The 18,032-nt window shown below is 29.4% G+C and carries 19 protein-coding genes; 8 read left to right on the top strand and 11 right to left on the bottom strand.

Annotated elements, in window-relative coordinates:
- Nucleotides 1-4: 4 nt before the first annotated feature.
- Nucleotides 5-1,027: a threonine aldolase family protein gene (locus I0K12_RS13435; protein WP_196888644.1), complete on the bottom strand. Its 1,023-nt coding sequence runs from the start codon at nt 1,025-1,027 to the stop codon at nt 5-7.
- 44 nt (nt 1,028-1,071) lie between these two features.
- Between I0K12_RS13435 and prfB the strand changes: the two genes are divergently transcribed.
- Nucleotides 1,072-2,178, top strand: a complete 1,107-nt coding sequence (prfB, locus tag I0K12_RS13430) for a peptide chain release factor 2 (RefSeq protein ID WP_196888643.1) — start codon at nt 1,072-1,074, stop codon at nt 2,176-2,178.
- Nucleotides 2,179-2,224: 46 nt separating this feature from the next.
- Here prfB and asnB read toward each other — a convergent pair whose 3' ends face one another.
- Nucleotides 2,225-4,177, bottom strand: a complete 1,953-nt coding sequence (gene asnB / locus I0K12_RS13425; RefSeq protein WP_196888642.1) for an asparagine synthase (glutamine-hydrolyzing) — start codon at nt 4,175-4,177, stop codon at nt 2,225-2,227.
- A 30-nt stretch (nt 4,178-4,207) separates the two neighbouring features.
- Entirely contained in the window at nt 4,208-5,107 is a 900-nt protein-coding gene (locus tag I0K12_RS13420; RefSeq protein ID WP_196888641.1) for a DMT family transporter, read from the bottom strand.
- Between the two features lie 125 nt (nt 5,108-5,232).
- Here I0K12_RS13420 and I0K12_RS13415 point away from each other — a divergent pair, with 125 nt between their 5' ends.
- The 3 genes from I0K12_RS13415 to I0K12_RS13405 all read left to right on the top strand — a co-directional run bounded on the left by I0K12_RS13415 (nt 5,233) and on the right by I0K12_RS13405 (nt 7,320).
- Entirely contained in the window at nt 5,233-5,412 is a 180-nt protein-coding gene (locus I0K12_RS13415) for a CPXCG motif-containing cysteine-rich protein (protein ID WP_196888640.1), read from the top strand.
- A gap of 133 nt (nt 5,413-5,545) precedes the next feature.
- Nucleotides 5,546-6,301, top strand: coding sequence for an MBL fold metallo-hydrolase (locus tag I0K12_RS13410; protein WP_196888639.1), 756 nt, complete (start codon nt 5,546-5,548; stop codon nt 6,299-6,301).
- A 143-nt stretch (nt 6,302-6,444) separates the two neighbouring features.
- Entirely contained in the window at nt 6,445-7,320 is an 876-nt protein-coding gene (locus tag I0K12_RS13405) for a YihY/virulence factor BrkB family protein (protein WP_196888638.1), read from the top strand.
- A gap of 48 nt (nt 7,321-7,368) precedes the next feature.
- Here I0K12_RS13405 and I0K12_RS13400 read toward each other — a convergent pair whose 3' ends face one another.
- Nucleotides 7,369-7,803, bottom strand: coding sequence for an NADAR family protein (locus I0K12_RS13400; RefSeq protein WP_196888637.1), 435 nt, complete (start codon nt 7,801-7,803; stop codon nt 7,369-7,371).
- Between the two features lie 112 nt (nt 7,804-7,915).
- Between I0K12_RS13400 and I0K12_RS13395 the strand changes: the two genes are divergently transcribed.
- The 3 genes from I0K12_RS13395 to I0K12_RS13385 are packed head-to-tail and all read left to right on the top strand — an operon-like array spanning nt 7,916 to nt 9,663.
- On the top strand, nt 7,916-8,461 hold the full coding sequence (locus I0K12_RS13395; RefSeq protein ID WP_196888636.1) for a GNAT family N-acetyltransferase: 546 nt from the start codon (nt 7,916-7,918) through the stop codon (nt 8,459-8,461).
- Nucleotides 8,462-8,468: 7 nt separating this feature from the next.
- Nucleotides 8,469-8,816 (top strand): pentapeptide repeat-containing protein, encoded by a 348-nt coding sequence (locus tag I0K12_RS13390; protein ID WP_196888635.1) that lies wholly within the window; start codon nt 8,469-8,471, stop codon nt 8,814-8,816.
- Between the two features lies 1 nt (nt 8,817).
- Nucleotides 8,818-9,663, top strand: a complete 846-nt coding sequence (locus I0K12_RS13385; RefSeq protein ID WP_196888634.1) for a hypothetical protein — start codon at nt 8,818-8,820, stop codon at nt 9,661-9,663.
- 16 nt (nt 9,664-9,679) lie between these two features.
- On the opposite strand, the gene I0K12_RS13380 is transcribed toward I0K12_RS13385, so the two are convergent.
- From I0K12_RS13380 to I0K12_RS13350, 7 genes are all read right to left on the bottom strand, one after another.
- Complete coding sequence (locus I0K12_RS13380) at nt 9,680-10,018, bottom strand: DUF1801 domain-containing protein (RefSeq protein ID WP_196888633.1); 339 nt, start codon at nt 10,016-10,018, stop codon at nt 9,680-9,682.
- A gap of 122 nt (nt 10,019-10,140) precedes the next feature.
- Nucleotides 10,141-11,058 (bottom strand): UDP-3-O-(3-hydroxymyristoyl)glucosamine N-acyltransferase, encoded by a 918-nt coding sequence (locus I0K12_RS13375; protein WP_196888632.1) that lies wholly within the window; start codon nt 11,056-11,058, stop codon nt 10,141-10,143.
- A gap of 15 nt (nt 11,059-11,073) precedes the next feature.
- Nucleotides 11,074-11,640 carry an elongation factor P gene (gene efp / locus I0K12_RS13370; RefSeq protein ID WP_196888631.1) on the bottom strand — a complete coding sequence of 189 codons (567 nt, stop codon included), beginning with the start codon at nt 11,638-11,640 and terminating at the stop codon, nt 11,074-11,076.
- A 28-nt stretch (nt 11,641-11,668) separates the two neighbouring features.
- On the bottom strand, nt 11,669-12,454 hold the full coding sequence (gene lpxA / locus I0K12_RS13365) for an acyl-ACP--UDP-N-acetylglucosamine O-acyltransferase (RefSeq protein WP_196888630.1): 786 nt from the start codon (nt 12,452-12,454) through the stop codon (nt 11,669-11,671).
- A gap of 8 nt (nt 12,455-12,462) precedes the next feature.
- Nucleotides 12,463-13,854, bottom strand: coding sequence for a bifunctional UDP-3-O-[3-hydroxymyristoyl] N-acetylglucosamine deacetylase/3-hydroxyacyl-ACP dehydratase (locus I0K12_RS13360; protein WP_196888629.1), 1,392 nt, complete (start codon nt 13,852-13,854; stop codon nt 12,463-12,465).
- Nucleotides 13,854-14,888 carry a UDP-3-O-(3-hydroxymyristoyl)glucosamine N-acyltransferase gene (gene lpxD, locus I0K12_RS13355; RefSeq protein ID WP_196888628.1) on the bottom strand — a complete coding sequence of 345 codons (1,035 nt, stop codon included), beginning with the start codon at nt 14,886-14,888 and terminating at the stop codon, nt 13,854-13,856. The genes I0K12_RS13360 and lpxD overlap by 1 nt, the downstream gene beginning before the upstream one ends.
- 310 nt (nt 14,889-15,198) lie before the next feature.
- Nucleotides 15,199-16,437, bottom strand: coding sequence for an HD domain-containing protein (locus I0K12_RS13350; RefSeq protein ID WP_231372763.1), 1,239 nt, complete (start codon nt 16,435-16,437; stop codon nt 15,199-15,201).
- Nucleotides 16,438-16,479: 42 nt separating this feature from the next.
- Between I0K12_RS13350 and I0K12_RS13345 the strand changes: the two genes are divergently transcribed.
- Nucleotides 16,480-18,027 carry a bifunctional response regulator/alkaline phosphatase family protein gene (locus I0K12_RS13345; RefSeq protein WP_196888626.1) on the top strand — a complete coding sequence of 516 codons (1,548 nt, stop codon included), beginning with the start codon at nt 16,480-16,482 and terminating at the stop codon, nt 18,025-18,027.
- The last annotated feature ends 5 nt before the right edge of the window (nt 18,028-18,032 follow it).

The following is an 18,032-nucleotide window of genomic DNA, read 5'->3' as shown; positions in this document are numbered from 1 at the left end:
ATTTTTATTTAAGATTTTCTATAATAGATATAATTCTGTTAAACATTTCTTCAGTTATATCTAAATGTGTTACAATTCGTAATTTTCCTTCCCCCATAGAAGCGATTAGGATTCCTTCATCTTCTAGCTTTTTTGTAAAATCTTTATCCGAGATAGAATCATTTACATAGAAAATTACAATATTAGTCTCAACTGGTTCTACTTTTTTGATTAAAGGATTTTTGGCTAAAGCTTCTCCAATTTGCTTTGCTCTATCATGATCTATTTTTAATCTTTCTACATGATTATCTAAAGCATAAATTGCCGCTGCTGCTAAATATCCAGCTTGACGCATTCCTCCACCAAATAGTTTTCGAATACGAAGTGCTCTTTGAATATCTTTTTTAGTCCCCAATAATAAAGAACCAACTGGAGCTCCTAATCCTTTTGATAAACAAACAGAAATTGTATCAAATAATTTCCCGAAAGTTTTTGGAGATTCTCCTGTAGCAACAATTGCATTAAAAAGTCTTGCTCCATCTAAGTGTAATGGTAAATCATTTTCATCACAAAAAGCTTTGATTTTCTCAATTTCTTTTAGATCCCAACAAGCTCCACCTCCTTTGTTAGTAGTATTTTCTATTGCAACAAGTGCAGTTTGTGGTAAATGAATATTTCCATCATTATGAAGTTTTTCTGCAACTTGTTCTACCGTAAACATTCCTCTATCTCCATCAATCAATGCACAAGTTACACCTGAATTGAATGCAACTCCTCCTCCTTCAAAATTATAAATATGCGCCCATTTATCACAAATAACTTGATCTCCTGGCTGTGTATGAATTTTTATTGCAACCTGATTTGCCATAGTTCCTGAAGGAAAAAACAAAGCAGCTTCCATTCCAAACATTTTAGCTATTTTTTCTTCTAATTGATTTACAGAAGGATCTGCTTTAAATACATCATCTCCTACTTCTGCTTGCATCATTACTTGCAACATTTCAGAAGTTGGTTTTGTGACAGTGTCACTTATTAAATTTATTTGCATAATATCGTTATGAAAAGTTATTTTTGTAGTTCTATACAATTCTTATGATTACAAACGAAAACATACAGAAAATACAAGAACGAGTTGGCAAGTTAAAAACTTACCTTGAAATTGACAAAAAATTAATCGAAATATCGAATGATGAAGAAAGAACTGCAAACCCTGAATTTTGGAACAATCCGAAGGAGGCAGAAGCTTTTATGAAAGAGCTTCGTTCTAAGAAAAAATGGGTTACTGACTATGAAGCTGTTAAATCCTCTTTGGAAGATTTAGCTGTTTTATATGACTTTTATAAAGAGGGTGATGTAGAAGAAGAAGAAATTCAAACACAATATGATGATACTTTAAAATCGCTAGAAGATTTAGAGTTTAGAAATATGCTTTCTGAGGAAGGTGATAGTTTAAGTGCTGTACTACAAATTACTGCTGGGGCTGGTGGAACTGAAAGTTGCGACTGGGCTTCGATGTTAATGCGTATGTACATTATGTGGGGAGAGAAAAATGGATTTAAAGTAAAAGAGCTAAACTACCAAGAAGGAGATACTGCTGGAGTAAAAACAGTAACTCTTGAATTTGATGGTGAATTTGCTTTTGGTTATTTAAAAGGTGAAAACGGTGTGCATCGTTTAGTTCGTATTTCTCCTTTTGATTCCAATGCGAAAAGACATACTTCTTTTGCTTCTGTTTATGTTTATCCTTTAGCAGATGAAAGTATTGAAATTGATATTAATCCAGCAGATATTTCTTGGCAATTTGCTCGTTCAGGAGGTGCTGGAGGGCAAGGTGTAAATAAAATTGAAACAAAAGCAATTCTTACCCACCACCCTACTGGAATCATTATTCATAACTCTGAAACTCGTTCGCAGCTTGAAAATCGTGAAAAAGCGATGAAACTTCTGAAATCTCAACTTTATGAGATTGAGTTACAAAAACAGAGAGAAATGCGTAGTGAAATCGAAGCTGGAAAAATGAAAATTGATTTCGGTTCTCAAATTCGAAACTATGTTATGCATCCTTATAAATTGGTGAAAGATGTTCGTACTGGACACGAAACTGGAAATGTAGATGCTGTAATGAATGGAGACATTGACGGATTCTTAAAATCTTTCTTGATGCAAAACGGACAAAAAGAAGATTCTAACGAATTATAATTTATATTTAAAAAACTGTTTCATTCATTTGAAACAGTTTTTTATTTTAAAACAAAACCTCTTTTTTCACAAACATTCTATATAAAATATGTAATCCTAAAATATGATTGATTAAAGCATCTTTTCGAACTAAAGAAACGGGATCATGATCATTTTTATATTGAAGAATAAAATTCTGAAGTTTTTTCACATCAAAAACACCTACTTCTTTGATTGTTTTTTCATCTAAAAACTCATTAATTAGCTGAAATAATTCTGCTTTCTTTTTTAAATCTGTATGTGCTGGTGGTGCCATAAAAGCAAACTTTTCTCTTTTGTATAAAACTTCTGGAATTACATTTTTAACAGCTTCTCTTAACACCCATTTTTCTATATTTCCTTTAATCCTCATTTCTGGTGGAATTTCTTTTGCCATTTCAGCCAAATGATGATCTAAAAATGCTGGACGAGATTCCATAGAATTTGCCATATCTACTCTATCTCCTCCCCAATTTAAAATCTGACATTCCAACATCGTTTTACTCCAAGTATACTGTGCAATATCTAAAACATGTCTTCCTTTTGTTTCAGAAGTATCAATTTTATCTGTTATTCCAATTATCGGATCATAATCCTTAATTCTATATAAATAATCTTGACTCAATAAAGGCTCAACCAAATGCAATGTTTGCACCCAAGGCTGAATCCATGAAGGAGTAAATCCTAAAACAGAATCCATATACGGATGATGAACATCTTCATCAGAAAGAATTGCTCCTTTAAAAATTTTATTGGAACTATCCATTTTTTGCATAAATTCTTTCTTATGAGCATCATTTGAATGTAAAAACATATCTCGCTTAAATTGTGCATAACCTCCAAACAATTCATCAGAACCTTCTCCTGTAATCACAGCTCTATAACCACATTCTTTCACACGTTTACTCATATGCCATTTTGCAACTCCCAATGTGTTATAAAAAGTTCGTTCGGAATACCAGAGAGTTTTTATATAATTATCTTCGTATAAATCTTCGGCTTTTAAAATAATATGTTCTTGATCTGCATTTACAGATTTCGACATTTCATCAGCAATTTTTGTCTCATCGTAATTTTGATTATCAAAACTAATCGTAAAAGCTTTTATTGGCGATTGTTGAATATAAGACGACAATCCAAGCATAGCACAACTATCAATTCCTCCTGAAAGATAACAACCCACAGGAACATCTGCTTCCAAACGAAGTGAAACAGCTTCTACCAATTCTTCCTGAACTCTTTTGATGTGATATTGTTCACTTTTACTTAAATCTCTGTCTTTTTCTCTTGGAAAATCTAAATCCCAATACTTTTTGTTTTTAATTTCAAAAGAATCATTTTTCTTCTGAATTATTAACATATGTCCAGGTTCTAGAGCTTGAATATTTTTATAAGGAGTTGTTCCTGGTACCATGGTTTGCATTAATTGATGTAGAACAGCTTCATCATCAAATTCCGCAGAAATATCGGGGTTTTCAAAAAGCGTTTTCATTTCTGAAGCCCAATAAATTCCTTTTTCGTTAATATGGTAAAACAAAGGTTTTACACCAAAACGATCTCGAACCAAAATTAATTTTTCTTCTTTTTTATCAAATAAAGCAAAAGCAAATTCTCCTCTTAAATCTTTTAAAAAATCTAAACCATTTTTTCTATAAAGTGGCAAAGCAATTTCACTATCACTTTTCGTTGTAAAATCAAAACCTTCTAATTTTAAATTCACACGAATTCTTTTATAATCATAAAATTCTCCATTAACTGTAAGAATCAAATTTTTATCATTGCTATAAATTGGTTGTTCTCCAGAATGCAAATCAATAATTGAAAGTCTAGCATGTCCCATTGCTATTTTACTCTGATCATCTACAAAAAAACCATTTCCATCTGGTCCTCGATGATGTAAAGTTTCTGTCATTTTCTGAATCGTATTCCTTTCATTTCCTTCAAACACTTTTGATTTCCAAAATCCTGTAATTCCACACATAAGCTTAATTTATTTAGAAGAAATTTGAGTTTAAACTTTTATTTTTTGTCTTAAGTTTTTTCTTTTTCTGAGCTTAATATTCATAATTAATAAACCTCCAAGAATAATTAACCCACTGACTAAATGATATTCATATAATTTTTCATGAAAAAATATTCCGAAAAAAGCTGTTGAAAGAGGTATGAAATTCAAGAAAATACCAGCTTTATCTGCTCCGGCCAATTCGATTCCATAATTCCATAAATAATAAGTAATTGCAGTTCCCACTACTCCTATTCCTACCGCTGAATACCAAAAAGAAAATTTATAGGGGAACGTAAAATTTTCACCATAAAATGGTAAAACTACAATAAGCACCAATAAACAAACGAAATTTGTCAGAAGTGTAAAATGCTTATTTGGAATATCAACTGCGTATTTTTTAACAGAAACATGATAACTAGCAAAAATGACACAAGCTATTGAAATATAAATGTCGCTAATTGTAAAATGAATATTGCTAAGATTATTTATATCTCCTTTTAAGATTAGATAAAAAGCTCCAGAAAAGGCAATGATAACACCAATTATATGATTAAATCGAAGTTTTGTTTTAAGAAAAATGGTTGAAAGAATAAGTGTTACTGCAGGATTCAAACTGATAATTAAAGCAGCATTCATCGCTGACCCTTTTATTAAACTTAAAAAGAAAAAAAGATTATAACCAAAAATACCAAAAGCACCAATACCTAAAATGACCCAAAATTTCTTTTTGATAGTATATAAAGTGGGAAGTTTTTTAATAGTAAAAAATAGTAAGGCTAGAACTCCAAAAATATATCTCCAAAATCCGGCTTCAATAAAATTTACGTCTTGAAGCATAATTTTCCCAAAATGAAAATTTAAACCCCACAACATCACCACAAAAAACAAAATTAAATATGCCTTCATCCTCAGAAATTTACTATTCTAAAATAAAACTTAATAAATTGATAATAAAACTTTTAACTTTAATTTTATAATTTAAAATATTATTGATATAGCTTTATTTTTAAACCAAATTAAAATTTCATCTCATGGTAGAATATTTTTTTCAATGCCCATATTGCTGGGAAAATGTTTCCATTCTTGTAGACCTTTCTATTAAAGATCAATCTTATATTGAAGATTGCGAGAATTGTTGTAACCCTATTTTATTTCATATTATTACGGACAATATTTCTATTATTTCTTTTGAAATTGATGAGGTTAATTAAGGTTTATTCTAGTATAATTATCAAATTGGTATTTTTAAGAAATTAATTGGTAAGCATCAAATTAGGACTTTTTTAAAACTTTGCATTATAGATATTTAAATATTAAATCTTAATTTAAAGAAAACAATTAATCATGAAAAACACTAGTATACAGTTAATTAGAAATGCGACTTTAAAGATCAATTATGCAGGGAAAACATTGTTAATTGATCCGATGTTTTCATCTGTAAATAGTTTTATGTCTTTTGTAAAACCAGATGAAAATCTAAATCCAACCGTTGATTTACCAATGCCAATTGAAGAAATTACTGAAGGTATTGATGCTATTTTCTTGACACATCCGCATCCAGATCATTTTGATCCAAAAGCAATGGAAGTTTTAAATAAAACTCTTTCTTTTTTTACGCAACCAAGTGATGAAAAAATGGTAAAAGATGCTGGTTTTAAAAATGTTCATGAAATAGATAGTGTTATGGATTTTGATGGAATCACAATAAGTAGAACTAATGGTGTACACGGGCCAGAAGCACTATTGGATAAATTAGGTGTGGTTTCAGGTTTTGTTTTACAAGCTAAAGATGAACCGACTATTTATATTATTGGTGATTGTTTATGGGATGATGTGGTTGAAGGAACTGTTGAAAAATTTAATCCTGATATTATAGTCACAAATTCTGGTGGAGCAGTTTTCATGGGTGAATATAAAATTTTAATGGATGAAGAGGCGACAGTAAAAGTTGCAAAAAAAGCACCAAATGCAAAAATTATTACTGTTCATATGGAATCCTTAGATCATTGTATGACTACAAGAGATATGATGAGAAATAAAGCAAAAGAAGAAAATGTAGAAATTATAATTCCAGAAGATGGAGAAGTCATTAATTTCTAATCTTTTTAAAAATATATAAATCAAAACCTTCAATAATAATTTGGAGGTTTTTTTATATAAAAAATGTGATTAAATTTAATATTTCTGTTAATTAAAGAAAAACGCTTATTTTTCGTATTTTGCTCGACCAAAATATTTAGCAAATGAAAAAATTAATAAAAGATGTTTTTCAGCATTTTTTAAACAATGATACGTTTCAAAAAGGAGCTTCTCTAGCTTATTATTCTGTTTTTTCTTTAATTCCGATGATAATGATTATTTCATCTGTACTAGGAATATTCTTTGGAGAAAAAGCTGTAAACGGAGAAATATTTGAACAACTTCAAAATACTTTAGGTGAAAAAGCTTCTTTACAAATTCAAGATTTCATTAAAAATCAACAAACTTCTCATAATAACATTCTAAATGCAATTATCGGATTTGTAACACTTGCTCTGAGTGCTTCAGGTTTGTTTTCTCAAATTCATAATTCTTTTAATAGTATTTGGAGCATCAAATCGAAGCCAAAAAATAGTATTCTAAATTATATTCTACTTCATTTTGGTTCTATTATAGTTCTAATCAGCTTGTTTTTTATCATTTTGGTAAGTACAGCTCTGGGAGGTATTCTGACTAGTTTTATAGAACATCTTCCAAAATATTTGAGAAAAATTCTAATTATTGAACAATTAATTTCTCCAATAGTACTGGTTTTAGTTTTTGCTATTATGTTCAAATTCCTTGGTGATGCAATAATAAAATGGAAAATTGCTATTTACGGTGGAATTTTCACAGCAGTATTTTTTATGGTTGGTAAAATTGGTATTGGATTTTATTTAGGGCACAGTAATGTAACCTCAGCATTTGGAACTGCGAGTGTTTTAGCTCTGATTATGGTTTGGGTTTACTATATTTCACAAATTATTTTCCTTGGCGCTTCATTTATTGAAATACTTTCTATAAAACTTGGTTATGTTATTAAACCTAATAAGAATGCTGTAAAAATTGAAAAAATCGAAATAACTCATATTGAAGAATAGATGATATTTTGAACCAGTATTTTTATATTTAAATACTGGTTTATTTTTTTACTTCAAATTTTCACGAATTTTCATTAAAATCTTTCCTAGTTTATTTTTTCCAGAACCATCTCCTCCATCTCCCCAATAAGAGTCATTTTCTGTATGTTCAATAATTTTAGAATCTCCTGTAGAAAGTAAAATTTCTTTCAAGTCCTCATGTTGAGAAAACTTTGCAAAAACTATTTCATACATCACATTATCTTTGATTTTATCCCAATTTCTTCGAATTTTCACTTTTCGTGTTCTTCCTAATTCCGCAGCTTTCATTGGTGAAATAGCATTTCTAATCTTTTCTTGATATTTTTTATCCTCAAATTTTTGAGCTTGAAAATAATGCTCTGAAGTCTTCCAAACTTTTCCTTTCCATTTTATTGGATATAAAGAGAAATTTGAAAATTCTCCCCATTGCTGATTTTCAGCATAAAACTTAATTTCTTCCATTTTTCAATCTTTTTCTTTTATTTGTATTAAAATATATTTGATATCAAATAATTTATATTTAACACTACTTTTTCTTATATAATTATATTTGCTAACAAAATTATAATAAATAATGAATTACAACTCTAAATACGATTTTCATTCTAAAAGATTAGGTTTTAGAAATTGGATAGATTCAGATATTAAAAAAATGGTTGAAATTAATTCTGATTCCGAAGTAATGCGATTTTTTCCTGCAACAGTAACTTTTGAACAAACACAAAATTTTATCCAGAGAATGCAGAAAATGTATAAGGAGAGAAATTATTGCTATTTCGCTGTGGATGAATTAGAAACTGGGAATTTTATTGGATTTATTGGCTTATGTTATCAAGATTATGAAGCTGAATTTACTCCTTGCACGGATATTGGTTGGCGTTTAGATAAAAAATATTGGAATAAAGGTTATGCTACAGAAGGTGCAAAACGCTGTTTGGAGTATGCTTTTGATGTTTTAGAATTAGAGAAAATCATTTCTACTGCTCCAATGATAAACAAACCTTCAATTGCTGTTATGGAAAAAATTGGCATGCAAAAAATTTTAGAATTCAAACATTCTAAATTGAAAGATTTTCCAAAAATTGAAAATTGTGTTTGTTATGAAATAAACAGGAAATAAATTTAAAATGAAATTTCTTGAAAATAAATACAATTCAGGTCAACATTTATTCTGTGATCTAGATATGGAAGAAAGTGAAATCAATAATTTAATTTTTGAAAATATACGAATTGAGAATTCATGGTTTCACTCCACTGTTTTTCAAAATTGCAATTTTAACAATTCTATTTTTAAAGGATGTAATTTAAAATGTTGTGATTTTGAAAATAGTAATCTAGAAAATGTAAAGTTTCAAAATTGTTCCATTGAAAGTATTGAATTTAAAGATTGTCAACTAAAAAATGCTATGTTTGAAAATTGTAATTACTATGGAATTGAATTAACTATAAAAGTTGAAGATTTTATCAATAAATAAAATGAAAAATAAAATTACTATTGACCAAGCTATAAAAAAAGGGTTTTATCAAGTTAATGTTACATCATCAATAATTGGAATTATAACATTTATTTTAGTTTCAATCTTTATAAATACAAATAATTTACCAGAATGGACTTACATTATAGGAGGATTTTTAACCATATTTAATTCGTTATTGTATTATTATTTCATCATTACAAAATGGAAAATTTGGGCATTTTCAAATATTGACAACATTAAAGAACTAGAAGAAAAAGCTCTTAAACATAAGATTATACCTAAAAGAGGAAGTTTTTCTGAAAAGCTTGAAATCAAAACTAAAAAAGAAAAATTAATCCTTGAAAATTTAATAAGAAATAAGGAAAAAATAAAAAAGCACCCAATAGAAGTTAACGAAAAAGCACCTTTAGAAACTAAAATATACTTCGCAAAATCAAACATCTATCTAATACCAGTAATTGTGTGTATTGTGATTTTAAATTTTATTTCTAACTTGAATTATAGTTTTATTCTTAAAGTAATTTTAAGTTCAAGTTCTGTATTGGGTTTAATTTCTATTATTTATTATAGAAAATTAAAATTCGATTCTTCTGTTCAAATAATTATAAATGATAAAGGTATTTTTATTAAAGAATATGATTTTTTCTCATGGGATAAAATAAAACAAATAGAAACCAAAGATATAGGAGATACTGACACTTCAATTGAAGTTTTATACATCTATATTAAAGGATATAATAAAATTACAATTGATCTTGATAAATACAATACATCAAGTTATACTTTAGAGTTTGTAATCGAAAATTCTAGAAAAAGGTTTTATTTAAACAAAAAAGCATCCTAAAAAGATGCTTTCTGTTTTATGAAATCAATTCTTTTAATATTTTTTTGATTTGAAAATCTTCTATGTCAGATAAATTTTTAAGCTTTATATGTCGCATAGATTTCCCTGTACCTTCTATTAAAGATATATTTGTTTTTATTTTTTCAAACTCAAAGAAACCAAAAGTTACATGTTTTTTTGTGTAAGTTAAATAACAAACATCCTTTTCTTTAGTATAAACAGGTCTACTCCATTTATAGTTTTCTTCTGCATTTTCTACCTCTTTCGAGATTAATTCTCTTAAACTAAGTAGAATCTCTTTAAAATTATTAGGTGCTTTGTCTAAATACTCCTGTACTTCTTTATTTTCTTTCATCTTAAAAATTTATTTTTCACAAAAGTATCTTTTTACTTTATAATTTAGACTAAAATATTTTAAAAATCGAAGATATAGCAATTAAAAAAAGAGACTGTAATCTTTAAAACAGCCTCTTTTTTTTATTTATTTTTCACTAATTGTTTTACAACAACTTGTTCTTTTAAGTATTGTCTAGATTCTCTAGCAGGTGTACCGTTATAAACGACACCTCCTTTAATGGACTTAGAAACTCCAGCTTGAGCTAATAAAACAGCTCCTTTCCCAATTCGGATTCCACTAACAACTCCTACTTGTCCCCAAAGTACAACTTCATCTTCTAAAACTGTACATCCAGCAATTCCACACTGAGAGGCAATTAAACATTTTTTACCAATAATGGTATCATGTCCAATTTGAACTTGATTATCAATCTTAGTTCCTTCCATAATTGTAGTACTTGCAGTAACTCCTCTGTCAATTGTACAAGCAGCTCCGATATCTACATTATCTTCAATAACAACATTTCCTCCAGATACTAATTTATCAAATCCAGTAGGACGATTTTTATAATAAAAAGCATCACTACCTAGAACAGTTCCTGCATGAATTGTAACATTATCTCCAATAACAGCATCGTCATAAATAGTAACATTAGGATGAATCAAACAGTTTTCTCCAATTTTCACATTGTTCCCAATAAAAACATTTGGTTGAATAACTGTGTTTTCTCCAATCTGAGCAGACTCAGCTACCGCAGCAGTTGCAGCAATGAATGGATTAAAATGTTTGGTAAGTTTATTAAAATCACGGAAAGGATCATCTGAAACTAAAAGTGCTTTTCCTTCAGGACATTCTACTTCTTTGTTGATTAAAACAATTGTTGCAGCAGAATTTAAAGCTTTATCATAATATTTTGGATGATCCACAAATACGATATCCCCTGGTTCTACAACATGAATTTCATTCATTCCTTCTACAGGAAAGGATGCATCACCAACGAAAGAAGCCTCAATAATTGAGGCTATCTTTTCTAAAGTTTGTACTTCTTTAAATTTCATAAAACAAAAGAAGTTTTATTGTTTGATACGCTCTTGGTAAGTACCTTTTGCAGTTTCAATCTTAATTTTATCTCCTTCATTGATGAATAAAGGAACGTTTACTCTTGCTCCAGTTTCAACAGTTGCTGGTTTTGTAGCATTTGTAGCAGTATTTCCTTTTACTCCTGGCTCAGTGTGTGTAACTTCTAAAATTACAGACTGAGGCATATCCACAGCTAATGGTAATTCGTCTTCAGATCTAACAATTACAGTTACAACTTCTCCTTCTTTTAATAATTGAGGAGCATCTAAAGCTGTTTTCTCTAAAGTAATTTGATTATAATCTTCTACATTCATGAAGTTAAAAGTATCTCCTTCAGCATATAAATACTGATATTTACGAGTTTCTACTCTTACCTCATCAATTTTATGACCTGCTGAAAAAGTATTATCAATTACTTTTCCTGATGTTAAACTTTTTAATTTAGTACGAACGAAAGCTGGTCCTTTTCCTGGTTTTACGTGTTGAAATTCAACAATCTTATATGTATCGTGGTTAAATTTAATACATAATCCATTTCTAATATCCGACGTAGTAGCCATAATCTTATTTTAAGTTTTTTTAATTTAATTAATTATTTCCAATATATCCTTTCATAATTCCTCTCTGAGAATTTCTAATGAAAGTTATAATTTGATCTCTTTCTGAAGAAGCAGGCATTTCAGCTTCAACTTTCTCAAGAGCCTGTGTGTTATTATATTTACTTTGATATAAAATTCTATAAATATTTTGAATTTCACGAATCTTTTCAGTTGAAAAACCTCTTCGTCTTAATCCTATAGAATTAATCCCTACAAATGATAATGGATCTTTTGCTGCTTTAGTAAAAGGTGGCACATCTTTTCTTACAAGAGAACCTCCTGAAATCATAGCGTGTTCACCAATGTGAATAAATTGATGTACTGCTGCTAATCCTCCAATAATAGCGTGTTTTCCAACAACTACATGTCCTGCTAATGCAACTCCATTTACAATAATAGCATTATCTCCTATAACACAATCATGAGCTATGTGAGCTGTAGCCATAATTAAACAATTTTCTCCAACAACTGTCTTACCTGAAGCATTTGTTCCTCTATTAATTGTAACACATTCTCTAATCGTAGTATTATCTCCAATTATTGCAAGTGACTCTTCATCTTCAAACTTCAAATCCTGTGGTATTGCAGAAATAACTGCTCCTGGAAAAATTCTACAATTTTTACCAATTCGAGCACCTTCCATAATAGTAACATTAGAGCCTATCCATGTTCCTGACCCTATTTCTACATTATTATGTATTGTAGTAAATGGTTCTACTACTACATTCGTTGCAATTTTTGCTCCCGGATGAACATATGCTAATGGCTGATTCATTTCTTTCTTTATTTAATTTTAGATATCTGAGCCATTAATTCAGCCTCGACAACTACTTTATTATTTGCATACCCTACTGCTTTCATATGACAAATTCCTCTACGAATTGGAGTAATTAAGTCTGCTTTGAAAACTAGAGTATCTCCTGGTAATACTTTTTGTTTAAACTTCACATTATCCATTTTCATGAAATATGTTAAGTAATTCTCTGGATCAGGAACTGTACTTAATACTAAGATTCCTCCACATTGTGCCATAGCTTCAACTTGTAAAACTCCTGGCATAACTGGTGCTCCTGGGAAATGACCTCTAAAGAACTCTTCATTCATTGTAACATTTTTCATTGCTACAACATGTGTATCTGACAACTCTAATACTTTATCAATTAGTAAAAATGGTTGTCTGTGAGGTAAAATATCCATAATTTGGTGGATATCCATTAATGGTGGCTGATTTAAATCATATTTTGGCACGTAATTTCTTTTTGCCATCTTGATTTTCTTTGCCATTTCTTTTGCAAACTTCGTATTTATTCCGTGTCCTGGTTTGTTTGCAATAACTTTACCTCTAATTTTTATTCCAATTAAAGCTAAATCACCAATTACATCTAATAATTTGTGACGTGCAGCTTCATTTGTCCAACGTAAATCTAAGTTATCTAAGATTCCATTAGGTTTTACACTAATATCTTCTTTATTAAAAGCTTTCTTTAATTTCACCATTGTATCTTCAGAAATCTCTTGATCTACATATACAATAGCATTATTTAAATCTCCACCTTTAATTAAATCATGATCTAAAAGAGCTTCTAACTCATGTAAAAAACTAAAAGTTCTTGCGGAAGCAATTTCAGATTTAAAATCTTCTAATTTATCTAAACTAGCATTTTGCGTACCTAATACTTTCGTATTATAATCAACCATTGTAGTGATTTGATAAGAATCTGCTGGCATTAAAATGATTTCACTACCTGTCTCTTCATCTTTAAAGGTAATGATTTCATCCACGATAAATTCTTCTACTTCTGCATTTTGCTCTTCAATTCCAGCTTCTTCTAAAGCTTCAATAAAATGAATTGATGAACCATCCATAATTGGAGGTTCTGGAGCATCTAATTCAATAATAATGTTATCAATACCTAAAGCTACAACTGCGGCTAAAACATGTTCAGTTGTATGTATCTTCACACCATTCTTATCTAAATTCGTCCCTCTTTGAGTTCCTACAACATAATCTGCTTTTGCTTCAATCTCTGGTTGACCTTCTAAATCAACTCTAATGAATGAATAACCATGGTTTTCTGGTGCTGGTTTAAAAGTCATTGTTACTTTATTTCCAGTATGTAATCCTACTCCTGATAAAGTAACCGTATTTTTGATTGTTTTTTGGTTTTGATTCATTACTTGTCTTTTAGTGCTTTTATTTCTTTTTCTAATATATCTATCTTCGAAACTAATTTTGACAAATTCTTAAAGTGAACATAAGATTTATTATAATCTGCATAAGGTAATGCTGGACTTCCTTGAAGTACTTCATTATCTTTTACATTTCTTCCAATTCCTGCTTGCGCTTGAATTTTTACGTTATCACCGATAACTAAATGACCAGCAATTCCTACTTGCCCTCCAATCATACAGTTTTTACCAATCTTGGCAGAACCTGCAACTCCTGATTGTGCAGCAATTACTGTGTTTTCACCTATCTCAGCATTATGTGCTATCTGGATTTGGTTATCTAATTTAACACCTCTACGAATTATTGTCGAACCTAATGTCGCTCTATCAATGGTTGTTGCCGCACCTACATCTACATTATCTTCAATTACAACATTACCTATTTGTGGAATTTTATCATAAGCTCCTTCTCCATTTGGCGCAAAACCAAAACCGTCTGCTCCAATAATCGCTCCTGAATGAATAGTACATTCTTTTCCAATTATAGATTCGGAATTTATAATACTACCTGTAAAAACTGAAGTATTATCTCCAATTGTTACATTATCTCCTATATAGACATTAGGATAAATTTTTACATTATCTCCAATTGTTACATTATTTCCAATATATGCAAAAGCTCCAAGATAAATATTCTCACCTATTGAAACATTTTCTCCAATAAAATGAGGATCTTCTTTTCCTGATTTATTTAGTTTTACCTCATTGTAAAATGCTAAAATCTTAGAAAAAGCTTTATATGCATCATCTACTTTAATCATCGTACATGAAACTTCCTTTTCAGGTTCGAAAGCTTTATTTACAATAACTACTGTAGCTTTTGTATTATATATATATGGGATATATTTCGGGTTTGACAAGAAAGATAAAGATCCTTTCTCCCCTTCTTCTATTTTAGAAAGTTTTGAAACCTCAGCATCTGGATTCCCAACCACTTTTCCTTCTAAAACTTCTGCTATTTGACTTGCCTTAAATTTCATTAAATGCAAAAATATAAAAAATATACTTTATGGAAATGTTTAGAAATATTTAATTATTCACAATTGAAAATATATTTTCGAAATTTACGTTAACATTTCTTTAGATTTTCGTTTATAAAAATATATAATTCACGTTATATTAACAAAAAAACAAAATCGAATCCTAAAAAACATCGATTTTGTTTTTAATATTTTTTTAAGAAAAAAATCAAATTAATTCTAAATCAACTTATTTTTTTAATCTAAAATAAACGCTACTAGTATGTTTTGTACAAATTTTCAATAGTTGTAATTCTAAAACTCCATTAGTTTAGTTAATTAATTCTTTTGGGTAACAAATAAAATGCTTCGTCACCTTAGTAGATAAAGCTTGAATATTTAATTGATCTGATGCTTCTGTTACATTTTTAACTTCACCGTTTTTAAAAAGCATTTTAATTGGACTATATACAGCATCGTAAGCTTGGTTACCTATTTCGCCTGCAAATATAAAATAATCTATTAAGCTGTCAGAGATTTGAAACTTATTTATACATTTTTCTTTTAATTCTTCAATTCTTGATTCCGGAAAAGATTCTTTTTGCATTTCAATTTTTAAGAAATTACGATCAATTATCATTTTTGAAAGTGTCGAAAGCACAAAATCTTCTTCATAAACCCATTCTTTTATTGCTCCTAAAACATCATAATCATCCAATCTTGAAAAAATCTCTAAGGTATTTTGGTCAAAATTTTCAACATCAATTTCATTATATAAAAAGTATCTAAAAGTCTTTGAAGCTGGAACCTCAACACCTTGCTTTGCTAATTCTTTTGCACGTCTTAAAACAGAGACTAATAACTTTTCAGCAACCACTCCTGTTTTATGCAAATAAACTTGCCAATACATCAACCTTCTTGCAATAAGAAAATTTTCTACAGAATAAATTCCTTTTTCTTCTACAACTAATTCATCATTTTTTACATGTAGCATTTTTATCAATCGATCCGAATTAATTGCTCCTTCTGCTACTCCTGAATAAAAACTATCTCTTTTCAGATAATCCAAACGATCCATATCAAGCTGACTAGAAATTAGCTGATATAAGAACTTTCTTGAATATTCTCCTTTAAAAATAGTAATTGCTAAATCTAATTTACCATCAAATTGTTCGTTTAGAGATTCCATGAATTTAATCGAAATTTCTTCATGTGTAATTCCTGAAACAATACTATATTCTAACGCATGAGAAAAAGCTCCATGTCCAATATCATGTAGTAAAATTGCAATTTGCACAGCCTCTGCTTCAGCATTTGAAATATTTACACCTTTAGATCGTAAAATTCGGACCGCTTTTTGCATAAGGTACATCGCCCCAATTGCGTGATGAAAACGCGTATGATGTGCTCCAGGATATATCATATAAGACATTCCCATTTGCGAAACACGCCTTAAACGTTGGAAATAAGGATGTTCTATCAAATCAAAAATTAATGCGGATGGAATGGTAATAAATCCGTAAATTGGGTCGTTTAATATTTTAATTTTGTTCGTAGTATTCTCGTTCAAAATGCTTAATTTAAAAGATAAATAAATACAAATATAGCAACTATGAATAACATACATATACTGTGGGTGGATGATGAAATCGATTTATTAAAACCACACATCATATTTTTAGAAAAAAAGGGCTACAAAGTAACTAGTTGCACAAATGGCGCCGATGCAATTGACTTAATAAATGAAGAAACATTTGATATTGTATTTTTAGATGAAAACATGCCAGGACTAACTGGTTTGGAAACTTTAACCGAAATAAAACAAATTCAACCTACACTTCCTATTGTAATGATTACAAAAAGTGAGGAAGAATATTTAATGGAAGATGCAATTGGAAATAAAATTGCAGATTATTTGATTAAACCTGTAAATCCTCACCAAATTCTTCTTAGTTTAAAGAAAAACTTAGATCATTCTAGACTTGTTTCTGAAAAAACCTCTTCTAACTACCAACAAGAATTCCGCAAAATCGCAATGGATCTTAGTATGGTGAACTCTTATGAAGAATGGATTGATTTATATAAAAAACTAGTGTATTGGGAGTTGGAATTAGACAATATCAAAGATTCCGGAATGATGGAAATCTTAGAAAGTCAGAAACAAGAAGCTAATACGCAGTTTTTCAAATTTGTAAAGAAAAACTATAAAGATTGGCTTCATGAAGATGATAAACCAGTACTTTCTCATACTCTTTTTAAAGATATTATTGCACCAAATATTGACAAGAAAAACGGAACTTTCGTAGCAGTTATTGATAATTTAAGATATGATCAATTCCGAATTTTAGAACCATTTTTAGAAGAATATTATAAGAAAACCAAAGAAGTATCCTACTTCAGTATTTTACCAACAGCAACCCAATATGCTAGAAATGCTCTTTTCTCAGGTTTAATGCCTTCTGAAATGGAAAGAATGTATCCAGATTGGTGGAAAAATGATACAGATGAAGGAGGTAAAAACCTTTATGAAGCTGAGTTTTTAGATTCGCAAATTCGAAGATTAGGTCTTGGAATCAAACATGAATATTATAAAATCACGAACTTAAAATCTGGAAAACAGTTAGCCGAAAATTTCAGTGCAATGAAAGAAAATGATTTGACTGTAGTGGTTTATAATTTCGTTGATATGCTTTCACATGCAAAAACAGACATGGAAGTTATCAAGGAATTAGCTAGTGATGATAAAGCATATCGATCTATTACTGCAAGTTGGTTTAAAAATTCACCATTGTTTGAAATGATTGAAAAAGCACATGCTTTAGGAATGCGTTTGGTTATCACAACAGATCATGGAACCATTAATTGTACAGCACCTTCAAAAGTTATTGGAGACCGAAATATTAGTTTAAACTTAAGATACAAAACTGGAAAAAGCTTAACTTATAACGATAAGGAAGTATTTGCTGTAAAAAATCCGAAAGATATTTTCTTACCTTCGATTAATATGAGTAGTTCGTTTATCTTTGCAAAAGAAGATTATTTCTTCGCATATCCGAACAATTATAATCATTTTGTAAAATACTATAAAAACACTTACCAACATGGTGGTATTTCTATGGAGGAAATGATTGTTCCTTGTATTATATTTGACCCAAAATAATTTAA

It is taken from the genome of Aureivirga sp. CE67, from assembly GCF_015767245.1.
GTDB lineage: Bacteria > Bacteroidota > Bacteroidia > Flavobacteriales > Flavobacteriaceae > Aureivirga.
The sequence above is the reverse complement of the archived record's forward strand: the minus strand, read 5'-3'. Positions and strand labels throughout refer to the sequence as shown.

Coding starts and splice junctions, on each gene's coding strand:
- I0K12_RS13435 (WP_196888644.1), bottom strand. CDS start 1,027: ATGCAAATAAATTTAATAAGTGACACTGTCACAAAACCAACTTCTGAA.
- prfB (WP_196888643.1), top strand. CDS start 1,072: ATGATTACAAACGAAAACATACAGAAAATACAAGAACGAGTTGGCAAG.
- asnB (WP_196888642.1), bottom strand. CDS start 4,177: ATGTGTGGAATTACAGGATTTTGGAAATCAAAAGTGTTTGAAGGAAAT.
- I0K12_RS13420 (WP_196888641.1), bottom strand. CDS start 5,107: ATGAAGGCATATTTAATTTTGTTTTTTGTGGTGATGTTGTGGGGTTTA.
- I0K12_RS13415 (WP_196888640.1), top strand. CDS start 5,233: ATGGTAGAATATTTTTTTCAATGCCCATATTGCTGGGAAAATGTTTCC.
- I0K12_RS13410 (WP_196888639.1), top strand. CDS start 5,546: ATGAAAAACACTAGTATACAGTTAATTAGAAATGCGACTTTAAAGATC.
- I0K12_RS13405 (WP_196888638.1), top strand. CDS start 6,445: ATGAAAAAATTAATAAAAGATGTTTTTCAGCATTTTTTAAACAATGAT.
- I0K12_RS13400 (WP_196888637.1), bottom strand. CDS start 7,803: ATGGAAGAAATTAAGTTTTATGCTGAAAATCAGCAATGGGGAGAATTT.
- I0K12_RS13395 (WP_196888636.1), top strand. CDS start 7,916: ATGAATTACAACTCTAAATACGATTTTCATTCTAAAAGATTAGGTTTT.
- I0K12_RS13390 (WP_196888635.1), top strand. CDS start 8,469: ATGAAATTTCTTGAAAATAAATACAATTCAGGTCAACATTTATTCTGT.
- I0K12_RS13385 (WP_196888634.1), top strand. CDS start 8,818: ATGAAAAATAAAATTACTATTGACCAAGCTATAAAAAAAGGGTTTTAT.
- I0K12_RS13380 (WP_196888633.1), bottom strand. CDS start 10,018: ATGAAAGAAAATAAAGAAGTACAGGAGTATTTAGACAAAGCACCTAAT.
- I0K12_RS13375 (WP_196888632.1), bottom strand. CDS start 11,058: ATGAAATTTAAAGAAGTACAAACTTTAGAAAAGATAGCCTCAATTATT.
- efp (WP_196888631.1), bottom strand. CDS start 11,640: ATGGCTACTACGTCGGATATTAGAAATGGATTATGTATTAAATTTAAC.
- lpxA (WP_196888630.1), bottom strand. CDS start 12,454: ATGAATCAGCCATTAGCATATGTTCATCCGGGAGCAAAAATTGCAACG.
- I0K12_RS13360 (WP_196888629.1), bottom strand. CDS start 13,854: ATGAATCAAAACCAAAAAACAATCAAAAATACGGTTACTTTATCAGGA.
- lpxD (WP_196888628.1), bottom strand. CDS start 14,888: ATGAAATTTAAGGCAAGTCAAATAGCAGAAGTTTTAGAAGGAAAAGTG.
- I0K12_RS13345 (WP_196888626.1), top strand. CDS start 16,480: ATGAATAACATACATATACTGTGGGTGGATGATGAAATCGATTTATTA.